The 14,506-nt window shown below is 45.0% G+C and carries 12 protein-coding genes and 1 tRNA gene; 3 read left to right on the top strand and 10 right to left on the bottom strand.

What is annotated here, in order from left to right:
- Positions 1 to 52 precede the first annotated feature (52 nt).
- The 10 genes from T433_RS0104245 to T433_RS0104200 all read right to left on the bottom strand — a co-directional run bounded on the left by T433_RS0104245 (position 53) and on the right by T433_RS0104200 (position 10,612).
- Positions 53 to 1,480, bottom strand: coding sequence for a tetratricopeptide repeat protein (locus T433_RS0104245; RefSeq protein WP_027449934.1), 1,428 nt, complete (start codon positions 1,478 to 1,480; stop codon positions 53 to 55).
- A 67-nt stretch (positions 1,481 to 1,547) separates the two neighbouring features.
- A complete protein-coding gene (locus T433_RS0104240; RefSeq protein WP_027454980.1) occupies positions 1,548 to 2,492 on the bottom strand; it encodes a PstS family phosphate ABC transporter substrate-binding protein in 945 nt (314 codons plus the stop codon).
- Positions 2,493 to 2,507: 15 nt separating this feature from the next.
- Positions 2,508 to 3,329 (bottom strand): energy transducer TonB, encoded by an 822-nt coding sequence (locus T433_RS0104235; protein ID WP_027454979.1) that lies wholly within the window; start codon positions 3,327 to 3,329, stop codon positions 2,508 to 2,510.
- 34 nt (positions 3,330 to 3,363) lie between these two features.
- Positions 3,364 to 4,011, bottom strand: coding sequence for an ExbD/TolR family protein (locus tag T433_RS0104230; protein WP_027454978.1), 648 nt, complete (start codon positions 4,009 to 4,011; stop codon positions 3,364 to 3,366).
- A gap of 3 nt (positions 4,012 to 4,014) precedes the next feature.
- Positions 4,015 to 4,626, bottom strand: coding sequence for an ExbD/TolR family protein (locus T433_RS0104225; protein WP_027454977.1), 612 nt, complete (start codon positions 4,624 to 4,626; stop codon positions 4,015 to 4,017).
- Positions 4,627 to 4,657: 31 nt separating this feature from the next.
- Positions 4,658 to 5,488 carry a MotA/TolQ/ExbB proton channel family protein gene (locus T433_RS0104220; RefSeq protein ID WP_027454976.1) on the bottom strand — a complete coding sequence of 277 codons (831 nt, stop codon included), beginning with the start codon at positions 5,486 to 5,488 and terminating at the stop codon, positions 4,658 to 4,660.
- Positions 5,489 to 5,668: 180 nt separating this feature from the next.
- Positions 5,669 to 6,862, bottom strand: coding sequence for a pyridoxal phosphate-dependent aminotransferase (locus tag T433_RS0104215; RefSeq protein WP_027454975.1), 1,194 nt, complete (start codon positions 6,860 to 6,862; stop codon positions 5,669 to 5,671).
- A gap of 128 nt (positions 6,863 to 6,990) precedes the next feature.
- Positions 6,991 to 8,199 carry a bifunctional 3,4-dihydroxy-2-butanone-4-phosphate synthase/GTP cyclohydrolase II gene (locus tag T433_RS0104210; RefSeq protein WP_027449941.1) on the bottom strand — a complete coding sequence of 403 codons (1,209 nt, stop codon included), beginning with the start codon at positions 8,197 to 8,199 and terminating at the stop codon, positions 6,991 to 6,993.
- On the bottom strand, positions 8,186 to 10,093 hold the full coding sequence (locus T433_RS0104205) for an LptF/LptG family permease (protein ID WP_027449942.1): 1,908 nt from the start codon (positions 10,091 to 10,093) through the stop codon (positions 8,186 to 8,188). Before T433_RS0104205 ends, T433_RS0104210 begins: the two co-directional genes overlap by 14 nt.
- A 120-nt stretch (positions 10,094 to 10,213) precedes the next feature.
- Positions 10,214 to 10,612 (bottom strand): START-like domain-containing protein, encoded by a 399-nt coding sequence (locus T433_RS0104200; protein WP_027454974.1) that lies wholly within the window; start codon positions 10,610 to 10,612, stop codon positions 10,214 to 10,216.
- 199 nt (positions 10,613 to 10,811) lie between these two features.
- Here T433_RS0104200 and T433_RS0104195 point away from each other — a divergent pair.
- From T433_RS0104195 to T433_RS0104185, 3 genes are all read left to right on the top strand, one after another.
- Positions 10,812 to 10,885: transfer RNA gene (locus T433_RS0104195), tRNA-Met, on the top strand.
- A 245-nt stretch (positions 10,886 to 11,130) separates the two neighbouring features.
- Positions 11,131 to 12,615 (top strand): hypothetical protein, encoded by a 1,485-nt coding sequence (locus tag T433_RS15815; RefSeq protein WP_052356978.1) that lies wholly within the window; start codon positions 11,131 to 11,133, stop codon positions 12,613 to 12,615.
- A gap of 45 nt (positions 12,616 to 12,660) precedes the next feature.
- Positions 12,661 to 14,310, top strand: coding sequence for a leucine-rich repeat protein (locus T433_RS0104185; RefSeq protein WP_027454973.1), 1,650 nt, complete (start codon positions 12,661 to 12,663; stop codon positions 14,308 to 14,310).
- Positions 14,311 to 14,506: the final 196 nt, after the last annotated feature.

Raw genomic sequence — 14,506 nt, 5'->3', positions numbered from 1 at the left:
GTGTTTTTAACTGCATCACTGCAGCCTCAACCATAAACCTAAAAAAAATAAATCAAATTGCGACGATCTGTGCAGCAGTCTCGTTGGTAGGATCAACCTCCACGAGTTTGGTTGCAAAGACCTTAGATTTCTCTACATCGTCCTTGATCTTCAGGTAGTAAACCATCAGGAAGTTACCAGACTCCTTCAGACGAGCGACATCGCTCTTGTCCTGCTCAGCCTTGGCAACGATGATGTCCCACAACTGCTCATAGTAAGGCTGTGCCAAACCCTGAGAAGCATCGGGGTCGAGCATGGTGCCTACACGACCACGCCAGAAGAGTGAATATTCAAGGGCATCGGGGTTCTTCTCGGCCAGCTCTGCATAGATCTTGTCGGCCTTCTGCAGGTTGGTAGTCTTAGCATCACCCTGGAGCTTAGAAGCATACTGTACATAAAGACGACCGAGGTCTGCGAAATCATTCAAAGAAGGAGATGAAACGGCAGTCAGATAATCATCGTAGTACTTCAACGCATTCTCAAAGTCACCAATGCCTTTGTAAGCATCGGCCAACTGCTTGATCACACCGGCACGCTTGTCCTGTGAGTCGAACTCCTGATCGAGAGCGAGCTTATAAACGTCGATAGCCTCCTGGTGCTTCTTGGCACCATTCAGGGCGTTACCATAATAAACATAGTCACGATAGTTCAGCTTCACGCTGTCCTTATCAATCTGATTGAACATCATATCGGCACGCTCGAGAGCCTGGTCAAACTGGCCACTCTCGGTGTAGCAGTACATAGCCAGACGGTTCAGTGTGGCATTCTTGGGCTCCAGCTGCAAACCGCGGTTCAACATGTTGATACCCTGAGCATACTTCTGAGATACATAAGCTGAGAAACCATACTCGATGATGTCCATCTTTGTCATCTGGTCAGCAGGCACCTTCTCGAAAGCCTCGATAGCCTCGGGGTAACGATTAGACAGGTAGTTGATGTGAGCGATGAGGGCATCAACAGGGAAGTCGGGACGCACGCTGCGGAGCTCCTCGAGCTTGTTGACAGCACCAACGGGGTCAACAACACGATAAACAGAAGCATAACGACGGTAGGGCTCTGGATCCTCGCGATTGAAGAGGATGGCCTGCTCGTAGTTCTGAGCTGCTGCACCTGGATCATCCTTCATGGCAGCGATATCACCTAACAACAGGTAGGCAGGACCGAAAGCATTCTTCTTGGCAGACAGTGCCATGGCAGCCATGCTGGCAGCATGATCATAGTCCTTCACCTCGTAGAATGCACGACCGAAGTCAACCAGATTGTCTGCATTCTTCTTGTTCTTACCCAGATAGGCCTTCAACTGCTTGTCGAGGTCTGCGGGGTTGCTCTTGATAATCTCCTTCACGGCAGCAACGTCGGCCTTAGTGCCGTCCTGTGCCATTGCCGTTGTGCTGAAACCTGCCAGCACAAGGCTCATTGCTAAATATTTAATTGTCATCATAATCTTCTTAATTTATATAATGAATATCCTGTTTTTAATCTATTTGACGCATCAAACGGCTATTGGTTTATTTCACCGATACCTCACGTACATTCATATTGGCCTGAATGGGCAGAAGACCGGCCTTCAGAATGACCAGCTGGCCCTTGGGCAAACGGCAGAAATGAGCAAAGCCGGAAGGCACACCATTGCGTGGCTCGTTGAGCAGTGCATAGATTGTACGAATGAGGGGATAGTTGCCGTTATATAGGTAGTATTGATAAGGACGCCAGCTGTTTTGCGGTGTAGCAGTGTCCATACGTGATACCTTCATGACAGTGACGTTCTTATTGAATGTCACATTGGTAGTGTCGCGTTTGTCATTGAGCCAGTTAGACCCGATGATGCCAATAGCGTTTTGGTGTTTCTCTACCCAGTCAATTACCTCGCTGCTCTTCTTCACGGCACCGATGTTCTTGCTGTTAATGGGTTTTCCACCCAAGATAGAGTCCACACACCAAGTCACTGTGCTCGACTTGGCATGATCGAACACAACATCAATCTCGCCCAACTTAGAGGTGGGATAGATGTCTTTCCACTGAGAGACCTCGCCCGAGAGAATACGTGCAAAGTCCTTCACGGTGATACATGTGTCAGGATTGCTGTTGTTGACGATAATCGCCAGACCATCGTAAGCAATGGGGATGATGCGGGGAACAAACTTACGTGCTTTCAAGTTCTCCATCTCACGATCGCTCAGGCGACGCGTGGTGAAAGCAAGCCAAGTCTCGTTCTTCATCAATTTTGTGATCGCTTCCTCCTGATTGGTGTAGATGGGTTTCAGCACGCCTTGTGAATGGAGGGCTTCGAAAATCTCCAGTTCTTCATCCAGAATGGGGAAGAAGCTTTCGTCGGCCGCAAAGACCATGGCAGCCGATTCATAGTTATAATCAGTTTTAGGCTTGTTCCCACAAGCGAGGAACAAGCCTAAAATAAGAGATAATCCAATTATATTGAATTGAGTTCTGTTCATACTTAGCGTTTTAGCTTACTGAAGTTTGAAGGTTACAGGTACGGTGTACTTCACACGTACGGCAGAACCATTCTGCTTACCAGGAATCCAACGGGGCATTCCCTTCAGCACGCGGATAGCCTCACGGTCCAGTGAGGGGTCAACACCACGCATCACCTGTACATCGGTGATAGAACCGTCGCGCTCTACTACGAAGGTAGCAACTACACGACCCTGAATACCATTCTCCTCAGCAATAGGAGGATACTGGATATTCTTGCTCAGGTAAGCCATCAGAGCTGCATCACCACCAGGGAATGATGGCATCTGCTCAACCACGGTGAACACCTTGGTGTCCTCAACCTTGGCCTCTTCCACAGTCTGCTGGTTAGCCTTCAGCACCTCACCTTCTGCATCGTCATTACCTTGAACGTCGAACACACCGATGGCGGTGTTATTCTGAGCGAGTTCCTCTTGCGATTTCATCTCTTCCTCAGGTGTAACCTCCTCCTTAATGACAGGAGCTGTAAACTTCACAGAGCTTTTTACTTTCTCAACAACCTGCTGTTGCTCAACCTTAACTTGCTCCTTACGCTCAACCTTGGTCTCCTTCTTCTGCTCGATCTTAGAGAGCTCTACATCGGCAGTGTTGACAGAGGCTTTAGGCAGGGCGTTCTCGATAGCAACCTTGGCAATGGCAATCACAAAAATCAGGGCGATAACGGTGATCACCGTCACCAGAGCCTTTACATTTCGTGCACCAGTTTGTTTGCGGAGCTTGTAGGCACCGTAAGACTGGTTTTTACCTTCAAAGACGAGGTCGACCCAGCTATTGTCTATTAGATCTACTTTTGACATAGTTCTTTTTCTGTTTTTAAATTGTTAGTCATCATTACTTAACACCCTTCAAAGCGAGAAGCTTCTCGTCGTCGGGATTAATCTTGTCGATGACATACTTACCAATAGTACAAATCTGCATCTCGTCCAGAGCACCTACCATGTTGTCGTAGGTAGCAGTGTCAAGTGGCTTGATAATAACGGTGACAGTAGGAATCTTCTCACCGTCAATCACACCATTACGGATTTCGCTCAGTTGTTTCTGATACTCTTCTTCCGTCATCGTGCTACCATAAGCCGTCTTCTTCTCGTCAAGAGCCTGCTTAGCCTTCATGATGCGAGCAACAGGAGCGATACCAGCACCAGTGGTGTGGTGAATCAGCACGTTGCGGAAGCCATCACGGCCGTAGTTGGTCTCCTTCAGACAAGTAGGATCATCATATTTGGGCAGGCCCTCAATATAATAAAGCTTGTTGTCGGCAGCCAGATAAACGGTGATAGTCTGGTCAGCTTTCGTTACCGACTTATCCTGTTCTTGCATGTTCTCATCGTTGCTAGGCATGGTCAACTGCATAGCCTGAGGCTTACTCAGTGTAGTACAGAGCATGAAGAAGGTGATCAGAAGCATCATCATATCTACCATCGGCGTGAAGTTCACGCGGGTATCCATTTTTTTCTGCTTGCTAGCTTTCTTTTTAGCCATATACTAATCCTCCGATGATGTTTTAAGATTGGTAATCAGTTGGTAACGGTTCTCGTTCATATCCTGGAGCTCAGACATCATGGTTCTGATCACACGGTATGGAGTTGTGGCATCACATTTGATAGCCAGCTTCATATCGGGATCAACCTGATGTGCAGCCTTGATCCACTCCTGGAACTCGCTCATACCGCCATCGATACTATCGGTGGGGATACCGAGCTTCTGGACAGCTTCAGACATTTTCTCGGGATCAAGATTGTAATAAGCATCAAACTGGCTCAATGCAGCGCCAATCATGGCATCCTCTTTGAAGTTCTTCATCTGCTTAGCAGTAAGCGCGATGTCAAACTTAGAGGTAACTTCCTGCATCATGGCCACCATGGTGTTCTTATTCTCGGTGCCCACAAATATCTTGCCTTCAGGGCTGACAAGGATATTGAGGACATTCTCGGGAATCTTGACCTCGGACACCGAACTAGGCGTGTTGACTTTGATAGGCTCTGGCGTCAAGAATGTTGATGTCAACATAAAGAAGCAGAGCAACAAAGTCATCACGTCTGACATTGGTGTCATGTCAATCCAGATGTCTTTTTTCTCAATTTTTATTTTACCCATAATCGTTTAAGGAATTAAAAGGTAAAACAAATTATGCCTCGACGTGATTAGAATCGTATGTAGCAGCGATTGTGTAACCTACCTCGTCAAGAGCAAAAGTCAGCTTATCGATCTTGTTTGAGAAGTAGTTGTAAACAACAGTAGCAACCCAAGAAGTCAAGATACCTGATGCGGTGTTAACCAGGGCCTCAGAAATACCTGCAGACAGAGCCATAGAGTCAGCACCACCACCAGCAGACAGAGCCTGGAATGATCCGATCATACCGAGCACAGTACCGAACAGAGCGGTCAGAGTACCCAGAGATACGATAGTTGCAACCATAGGAAGGTTCATGGTCAGAGTAGGCATCTCCAGCTGAGTAGCCTCCTCGTGAGCCTGCTGGATCTTAGAGATCTTCTGAGCCTTCTTCAGAGTAGAGTCGCTCTCAACAGTCTGATACATATTGATAGAAGCCAATACTACGTTAGCTACAGAACCCTGCATCTTGTCGCAGAGAGCCTTAGCCTCGTCGAACTTCTGAGCCTTGATAGCCTCCTTAACCTGAGCGGTGAACTTAGCCAGGTTCATCTTACCAGAAGCGCTCTTGATAGCGAAGAAACGCTCTACACCGAGTACGATAACGGTGAGCAGCAAGGTGATGATCAAACCTACTACGAAACCACCTTTATATACGGTACCCATCAGGTCAGCGGGATGACCAGTGCGGTCGCCACCCTGGAAGTGACTGGGATCACCGAGTACAAAGAAGTAGAAGCAATAAGCGATTGCGCAGCAGAGTACGAGAATGATCCATGCATCCTTTACGCCTTTGAAGCCTGAATTTTTCTTAGCTGCTGTAGCAGCATTTGTTGTTGTTGCCATAATTTTAAAATTTAGTTTTAAGTTATAAATTAAGTTGATTTTATTCCAATTTAATGCTTACTTAGCGAACAGAACACTGCAAAACGAGCAGAACTCGCCAGGCCGTTCAACTCGCAAAGGTAGCAAATAATTGTATATTTCAATATCGATTAACTACTTTTAACGTAACTATATGCGTTTTTATTTCAGTTTTCCTAACGCCTCAGCAATGCGTTTCATCGACTCGCGAATGTTGTCATCGCTGGTGGCATAACTCATGCGGAAACACTCTGGATCGCCGAATGCATCGCCGCCTACAGTAGCCACATGACCCTCCTCGAGCAGGTACATTGCCAGGTCGGTGGAGTTGTTGATCACGCGGTCGCCCACCTTCTTTCCGTAGAACGAGCTGCACTTGGGGAAGAGGTAGAAAGCACCCTCAGGCACGTTAACCTCCAGGCCAGGAATCTGACGAGCCAAGTCAACAATCAGATTGCGACGACGCTCGAAGGCCTGACGCATTTCCTCCACACAAGCCTGACTCTCGGTGTAAGCGAACTCGGCAGCCTTCTGGCTCACTGAGCAAGGACCGCTGGTGTACTGACCCTGGAGCTTATTGCAACCTTTAACAATCCACTCGGGAGCAGCGATATAACCGATACGCCAGCCGGTCATGGCGTAAGCCTTAGAAACGCCATTAACAACGATGGCGCGCTCTTTCATGCCGGGGAACTGAGCGATAGACTCATGACGACCCGTATAGTTGATGTGCTCGTAGATCTCGTCGGCCAGCACATAGAGGTCTTCGTGACGTAGAATCACCTCGGCAAGCGCCTTGAGTTCCTCCTTGCTATAGACAGAACCTGTGGGGTTGCTGGGTGAACAGAGAATCAGCAGACGGGTCTTGGGCGTGATAGCAGCTTCCAACTGCTCGGCCGTCATTTTGAAGTTCTGCTCGAAGCCAGCCTGCACAAAGACAGGCACACCACCAGCCAACAGTGCCATTTGAGGATAGCTGACCCAATAAGGTGTGGGGATAATCACCTCCTCACCGGGGTTGACCAATGCCATCACAGTATTGCAAACGCTCTGTTTTGCACCATTAGAAACACAGATTTCATTGACGGTATAATCGAGTTGATTCTCGCGCTTGAGTTTATCAACAATAGCCTGACGCAGGTCTGCATAGCCTGCTACAGGTGAATAACGAGAGAAATTCTCGTCAATAGCCTTTTTAGCTGCTTCTTTGATGTGGTCGGGAGTATTGAAGTCTGGTTCGCCCACACTCAAGTTAATAACGTCAATGCCTTGCGCTTTCATCTCAGAGCTTTTCTGCGACATAGCCAGTGTTGCTGATGGAGCGAGGCGTTGCAAACGGTTGGATAATTGTGCCATAAATTTTGTCAGTTTGTTTGTATCAACGTGCAAAATTAATCATTTATTTCGTGACAGCGAAAAAAATCACTTCACTTTTTCATAAAATCCATGGATTTTCACATTATTTTGATAGTTGCGGATTACCATCAAAGGTGAAGGGTATGTCCCATGCGCTGCTGCTTGGTTCTGAGATAGCGAAGATTATACTCGTTGGGGGTAATCTCGATAGGTACATTCTCTACAATTTCAAGGCCGTAAGCCTCGAGGCCAACACGCTTCACGGGATTGTTAGTCATCAGGCGCATCTTGTGTACACCGAGATGGCGAAGCATCTGAGCGCCACAACCATAATCGCGCTCGTCGGCCTTAAAACCAAGACAAAGGTTAGCATCTACGGTGTCATAGCCTTCTTCCTGCAACTTATAGGCTGCCAGCTTATTCATCAAGCCGATACCCCTACCCTCTTGTTGCATATAGACGATAACGCCCTTTCCTTCCTCATCGATTTTCTGCATGGCGCGATGCAGCTGTTCGCCACAGTCACAACGGCGCGAACCGAGGATATCTCCCGTCATGCAAGAGGAATGTACTCGTACGAGGATTGGCTCGTCCTCCTTCCATTCACCCTTGATAAGTGCGAAATGCTCCTGACCATTGCTCTTCTGACGGAAAGGAATGATACGGAAATGACCGTATTCAGTGGGCATATCGGCCTCGACACCAACTTCGATAAGCGACTCCTGGCGCAAGCGATAGCTGATCAGATCCTTGATAGTGATAATCTTCAGGCCATGCTTTACTGAGAACGCATGGAGCTCGGGCATACGCGCCATCGTACCGTCGTCATTCATAATCTCCATCAGTGCACCTGCGGGATAGAGTCCTGCCAACTTACACAGATCGACAGCGGCCTCGGTATGACCACTACGACGCAGCACACCGTTGTCCTGCGCATAGAGAGGATTGATATGGCCGGGACGACCGAAGGTCTCGGGCTTTGAGTTGGGATCGGCCAGCGCATTAATCGTGGCAGCACGATCATGGGCACTCACACCTGTTGTGCAACCTTCCAACTTATCAACAGTCACCGTAAAGGGTGTGCCAAGCATGGAGGTATTATCACTCACCTGACGAGGCAAATCCAGCTCTTCACTGCGACTGATGGTGATAGGTGCGCAAAGCACGCCGCGGGCTTCCTTCAACATGAAGTTCACCATCTCTGGCGTTATCTTCTCGGCAGCACAGATCAGGTCACCTTCGTTCTCACGGTCTTCATCATCGACCACAATCACAAACTTACCATCACGAAAATCGGCAATGGCTTCTTCTATACTTGACAGCTTATATTCCATAATACTTAGTTTTAATCTGTTTTAAAATTTTCACATTGGTCTGCTCCACGGCCTTCAAGTCGCGATAGAGGCGCACTCTGAAGCGCAACATTCTGACATAGAAGAAGATGCCCAGCGGCAGGAACAAACCGACTACGATGTTCAGCCAGCGACGTTCGAAGGGTCGGGTGTGAGCATGTGTAGCCATGATGGGATAGTTATTCAATTGATGCAGAATGACTTTATCACGCGTATAAGACAGGTTTTCTATGACTGCCTCGAGTTCGTCGTTGATATGCGCAATAGCATGGTCATCTCCACGTCTGAAGAACACCCGGATGGGTGAAGGCCAGCGCAGCAGCTTATGTTGCTCTGTATATTGCTGAATCTCTTGCGAGACGCGTGTCAACATCTGAGCATCCTCGGTATAGTTAGGATCCTCAATAATCACTTCCTTACGCGTGATGTTTCGTTTCAGGCGCAGTCCCAACATACGCATGGCCACCATGCGATAGGCATCCATATTGAACACCGTAGAATCGCCGTTGGCCTTATACGTGAAGAACACAGCCAGGGGCGACAGCACGGCTGTGGAGATCAACTTACCAAACCAGATGGTCCAGTTGCCATCGCGCGCCATACGCATGCCTGAGTTCTCGAAGATGTAATAGACGATGAAGACGACTACCGAGATAATGACCGGCACACCCAAGCCGCCCTTACGGATGATAGCACCCAAGGGAGCGCCAATAAAGAAGAAGATGACGCACGACAGCGACAAGGTGAACTTGTTGATGGCTTCAATCTGGTGACTTCTCACCTGTCTGTTCATCCAACGGGCATAATCGCTTTTCATCGCCAGATCGCTGGTCACATTCTGAGCAGCTCGAGCGGCATGCTTCACCACCTCCAACTTCTTCTCATCGCTCAACTTCTCATAGATACTGTCAGGCTGTGGCATCGGCTGAGCCGCCAGTCTCTTTAAGCGAACAGAGTCTTTGGGGGCCAGACGAGGAATATTGAGAATATAGGTTTTGGCCTCCTCATAGAACTGCCGACCTACAGAATCGTTATACTGACGGATAGAGTCAATGTCGTGCAGGATCTGTCGCTCCGACTTCTCTACAGCACGACCACCAATCTCGGCAGCATCGGCCAGGTTAAAGCCACTATCGAAATCCAGCAGAATGCGCTTGTTACCAAATGTCTCGCGGCGGTAAGGCACCTCTGCCGACCCGCCCAGCTCCTGCGAACGCATGTTCTCGAACCACTCGCCACTCCACAACGTGAGCAGCAGATGTTTCTTCTCGGCGGTGGTCTGCATCATGCCCGAATCGGCCAGGATGATGGCCTGATCCTCGTAAGAGCCCGTCTGACGGTAGATCATGATACCGTAAAGCTTGCCCGTATCCAGGTTTTTCCTATGCACATAAATATTCGCATTGGGAATACCATCGTAGAAAACACCTTCAGGAATCTCCAGCTCCGGACTTTTCTGCTTCATCGAGACGAGCAGTTGTGCGAAAGCCCTGTTCGTAGAGGGGCCTATCACATCTTGAAAATAGAATGAGATGCCTGCAATCATCAGCGTAATAACAATCAGAGAACGCATCGATTGCATCAGAGAGATACCCGCAGCCTTAATAGCAGTCAGCTCGCTGCTCTCACCCAAGTTGCCATAGGTGATCAGCGAAGACAACAGGATGGCCAGAGGCAACGCCTGTGGAATCAGCATCAGTCCCATATACCAGAAGAACTGTGCCAATATATCCACCGACAAACCTTTTCCGATCAGCTCGTCCACATAGCGCCACAAGAATTGCATCATCAGCACAAAAAGGCAAATGAAGAAAGCGCCAGCGAACAGCACACCAAACTGTTTTGCTACGAATATATCTAATTTTCTAATCCGAAACATACAAATTTGGCTGCAAAGGTAGTGATAAAAATCGATAATAAGTAATTGAGAATTAATAATTACCTATACTTTTTACATAAATTATCAATTCCCAATTACACATTATATATTATAAAGCAGCTAAAAACCGCTTGACTGATGCAGTCGTTCCAGGTTTCCGTCCCAGAGTTCTTGAAGGTCGTCTATATCGTCGGCATAAGCATAATCAACCACACACAGACAGAGTTCATTTGTCAGTTCGCTCCTCACGATACGCATTTCCCAAAAGGCATCGGGATCATCTTCGTCGCTCCACCTCAGACGTATATTGTTATTTCTATTTCTCTCAAGTATGTTGGCATGCATTGTGTGATGTTCTCCCCAAGGATCACCCCACGTGAGGTGCATCACGCCATCTTCTTCTTCAACCTTATCTGCCAGCCATCGCTCCAAGCCGTGATCCGTGCTCAATAATTGCCAGAGCAGTTCTTGCTTGCCAGCACGCAAAGGGTATTCAAGAGCCAGTTTCTTTTTACGCATAAATTATGGTTAGTTTACTATCGGTTTCAGGTTCCGTTTTACAGCCGCAAAGTTACTAAAAAGATTAGATTTCGACGAAGACATCACTCATTTTTTTCTTATTTTAATAAAAAATGTTAAGCAGAGCGAAAATATTCACATTCCTTTCATTATTTTGAAATAAAGTTTGTACCTTTGCACCCGCTTAACGAAAGATGATGGCGGGATAGCTCAGCTGGTTAGAGCGCATGATTCATAATCATGAGGTCGCCGGTTCAATCCCGGCTCCCGCTACACTGAAAATCAACGAGTTACAGAGATGTGGCTCGTTTTTATTTTGTGCATGGTGAAATTCAGGTGAAATTCGCGACGAAAAAGTAAGCTTGTGAAATTCAGTGCAATATATCCGAATTTTGTGGCATTTCATGCGATATCATCTGGCCTATTTAATCGAGGACTTAGGATATATGCAAGCCTTGCAAATAATATTTTTATGAATTATCAAGGTGAATATAGAGAAAAATGTGTATCTTTGCAGCATGGAGGAGAAAAAGTTGCTATATACAATCAACAATCTTGGTCCTGAATTCATCACTTGGGAACAACCTTTCAATCTTTCTGAAGTGAAGAGGGCTGCTTTGTTGAACGCGGAAAGACCCATGCTTATTATGGCTATCTGCTGCCAATATGGTATTTTGACTGAGTTGTCCTTGGATATGGCAGTTTACTTCTATCGAAACCTTATCGAGAGATACAAAAATTTCTATGCTTACATCAATCTGGGCGTACTCTATGTAGAATCCAACTATTTGCATACTGCATTGCGTCTGTTTGAGGAGGCTCACAAAAAGCGTGATAATATCCGACCACATTTGGACTGTTTTGACTCGTTATCTCTGCTTAAAAACATAGATTCCTGTCGTCAACTGTTATCATTACCTTTTGAGGAACGCCCCAAGCGCCTTATCTTAAAGCATCCATCTCCTGAGACCAATAAACCTTGGAAGCCTGATGATCCGCTGAAAGTAGATCCTGCCGACTACGAGGAACAAAGACAGGCAGCCAAACGGCGTGAGAAGGATAGACTCAGGACAAAATACCGGCAAGATGATTTCGTTTTTCCATCCATACGTGTTATGATTCGTGACGAGATGGCATGCAAAGATCAGCATGAACTGGTGTTTTTAGAAAGATATAGGCACGAAGAACTGAATGAGTATATTCAACAGCATATGCCACAACTACGCAGTGCGTTCCAAAAATGTGGCTACAATCTACGCTACCTACCATCCCATGCCGGCAATCTGAATGAAATTGCGGATAAGACTTATTATTTCAATGTGTTTGGTGAGGATGTTTATGAAGTTTTTCATAGGGCCTATTTTGCTACGCAGTCGGATTATTGGAACGCCTTTTTCGAAATGGATAAGGATCTTTCTTATGATTGTGCGGGGTTCTTGCGGTATTTCCCTGATCCTGAAGGACATTCGGAGAGGTCACACTATAAGTATATCCAATTCCCTCATCGTTCTGGCACTAATTGGGAAAAAGCTTTCTCGGCTTTCCTTGATTATGTGGCTGGCATCCCATTCGTTGAGACTCAAAGGAAACGGTCACTACCACCCAGTACCACCTTATATATTAATAAGGAGTATCGTATATTCCTGAAGGATAGTAATGGCTTGGATATCGCAGAGATAAAATTAAAGGCTCTGCCAAAAGCACTTTACTTTGTGTTTCTAAGCCATCTGGAAGGTTTCCCCTTAAAACACCTCATCGACTATCGTGAGGAACTTTTATCATGGTACCGTAAACTCTCAAATCGTAATAAACTAGACAAGAGCATAGACGATCTGACTGATCCCACCAATAACTCTGCCAATGAGAAGATATCCCGTATTGGCAAGGCTTTTAGGGATGCTATCGAGGATTGCGACGATTCTATCGATGCCTTTATCCCCATTGGCAGTAAAGGTGAAGTATATGTAATCAAAGTTGATAGAGAATATGTAATTTGGGAATGATTTTTTTCTAAGAAGTGAAAGGTTTACTTATATAAGTATCAAAATATGGAATATTACAATAGTTTGTTTAACCAGAATTGGCCAAACATAATTGGTAGATGGGAAGAAACTCCTAGTACCATGAATGAGATGATTACAATACATGGCATTCCTTCAATCTGTCATGAAGATGATGAAAATGGGACTTTCTTTTGTATGGTATTTCCAGATAAAGCGATAGTTATATTGGATAAGACTGTAGTTAAACCCCTCTTAGATTTGGAACTTAAAAATTGGCTAGATGTTATTGACAAAGAGAAGATTTGTATTCAGTTCTATCGAGAAATAGCAACAGGCTTTGTTGGATTCTATGCATACTACAATTCATCAGAAAAGACCTGTCTACATGAGAAAGACTATGTGTTTTCAATAATAAGAGAAACACATTATAACATACATTTCGTGACTTTAGAAGGGGTCGGGAAAGCGATTTGTAAAGACGGGAGAATCTATGATGTTGAATGCGACAACGACCACTTTGTAATTTCCAAGGGTGCATTATATCAATTGATATATAGCGATACTGAGATTCTTGTGAATGCCGAAAATGAATATTCTCAAGATGGCTGTACCTCAGAGAAACTTGTAGATATATTAAATTTGGAAAAATTCTCATTGATACGATACTTCGATAAAGATGCTCAACCTACAATTTGTATAGAAAAAGAACTATTTATAAGTAACGAGTCGTTTCTTGTTACTCCCCAGGTTTCTATAATCGAAGCTTATTCTTTCTATAAAAACATGAATTTAGAGAGAATTGTTATTCCATATACTGTTGATGAAGTTTGTGACAGAGCCTTTGCATGTTGTGGAAAACTGCAAGTTATCGAATTTTGCGGTATTCCTAGCAAAATTCATCCTGATGCTTTTGCATACAGCGGTTTGATTAATGTTATTATTCCAGATGGATCGAAAAACAGTTTTGCTATTGCTATGTCTCATTATCCAGATTGTCTTATCGAAAAGAGCAAATATATACCTATAGATATTCCTTTAGATAAAGAGCAATGCACCAAAAAACATTCATGCCAAATGTATGCTGTCCATTACAATAAGAAGATTGGCTTCATAAATGATTTTGGCGAAATAGTTATAACTGCAGATTTTGATAGTATTATTGGAGATTTTAATGATAATACGCCAAGAATTGTTGCAAAGAAATGTAACCAATGGTTTGCCGTAGATAAAACGGGGTATCAAATCTCTATAGATATTGAAGGAAAGCCTATAAAACTGCTCGACAATAGATATTTGATTATAGAAAAAGGATGGAATCTTCATGCTCTATATGATATAGATGAAAAAGTATACGTATTGAGGTATGGCCAATATGACTATTTGGGGAATTATTCCAGTAGATGGAGAGCATTAAGAGTTAGAAAAGGAAACAAGTGGGGAGTGATAAGAACTGATGGTGCTATAATACTACCTATAATATATCCCAAAGTCATAATGGGAGAAGACTTCTGTGTATATATTGATGAAAAAGGCATAAGAAAGAAACTCTATTTTATTAATCATGAATTATACCAGGCTAAATGTGGTCCAATATATGGTGAGGATTATGATAGAGAGTCGTGGTATGCTATGACAGATGGTATGCATGGAGATTATCCAAATACCGATACAGATTTTGAATTCTTAGGTAAGTAACTATTGATGAATAATTATGGAACTATTTGGACTTTTATTTGCGTTTCTCTTAGTTGTATTATATAAGATTCTCAACAAGATTGTTCCTGATAGGAATAATGACAAGAGAGATGATATCGAAAGATGGAATGATCATCTGAACTATAGAGGATAAGCATTTGGCGCAATTATATGTAACATTTGCAAGCCTTGCAAA

Source organism: Xylanibacter brevis ATCC 19188 (assembly GCF_000621725.1).
GTDB classification, from domain to species: domain Bacteria; phylum Bacteroidota; class Bacteroidia; order Bacteroidales; family Bacteroidaceae; genus Prevotella; species Prevotella brevis.
The sequence above is the reverse complement of the archived record's forward strand: the minus strand, read 5'-3'. Positions and strand labels throughout refer to the sequence as shown.

Coding starts and splice junctions, on each gene's coding strand:
- T433_RS0104235 (WP_027454979.1), bottom strand. CDS start 3,329: ATGTCAAAAGTAGATCTAATAGACAATAGCTGGGTCGACCTCGTCTTT.
- T433_RS0104220 (WP_027454976.1), bottom strand. CDS start 5,488: ATGGCAACAACAACAAATGCTGCTACAGCAGCTAAGAAAAATTCAGGC.
- T433_RS0104230 (WP_027454978.1), bottom strand. CDS start 4,011: ATGGCTAAAAAGAAAGCTAGCAAGCAGAAAAAAATGGATACCCGCGTG.
- T433_RS0104215 (WP_027454975.1), bottom strand. CDS start 6,862: ATGGCACAATTATCCAACCGTTTGCAACGCCTCGCTCCATCAGCAACA.
- T433_RS0104240 (WP_027454980.1), bottom strand. CDS start 2,492: ATGAACAGAACTCAATTCAATATAATTGGATTATCTCTTATTTTAGGC.
- T433_RS0104225 (WP_027454977.1), bottom strand. CDS start 4,626: ATGGGTAAAATAAAAATTGAGAAAAAAGACATCTGGATTGACATGACA.
- T433_RS0104205 (WP_027449942.1), bottom strand. CDS start 10,093: ATGTTTCGGATTAGAAAATTAGATATATTCGTAGCAAAACAGTTTGGT.
- T433_RS15815 (WP_052356978.1), top strand. CDS start 11,131: ATGGAGGAGAAAAAGTTGCTATATACAATCAACAATCTTGGTCCTGAA.
- T433_RS0104245 (WP_027449934.1), bottom strand. CDS start 1,480: ATGATGACAATTAAATATTTAGCAATGAGCCTTGTGCTGGCAGGTTTC.
- T433_RS0104185 (WP_027454973.1), top strand. CDS start 12,661: ATGGAATATTACAATAGTTTGTTTAACCAGAATTGGCCAAACATAATT.
- T433_RS0104200 (WP_027454974.1), bottom strand. CDS start 10,612: ATGCGTAAAAAGAAACTGGCTCTTGAATACCCTTTGCGTGCTGGCAAG.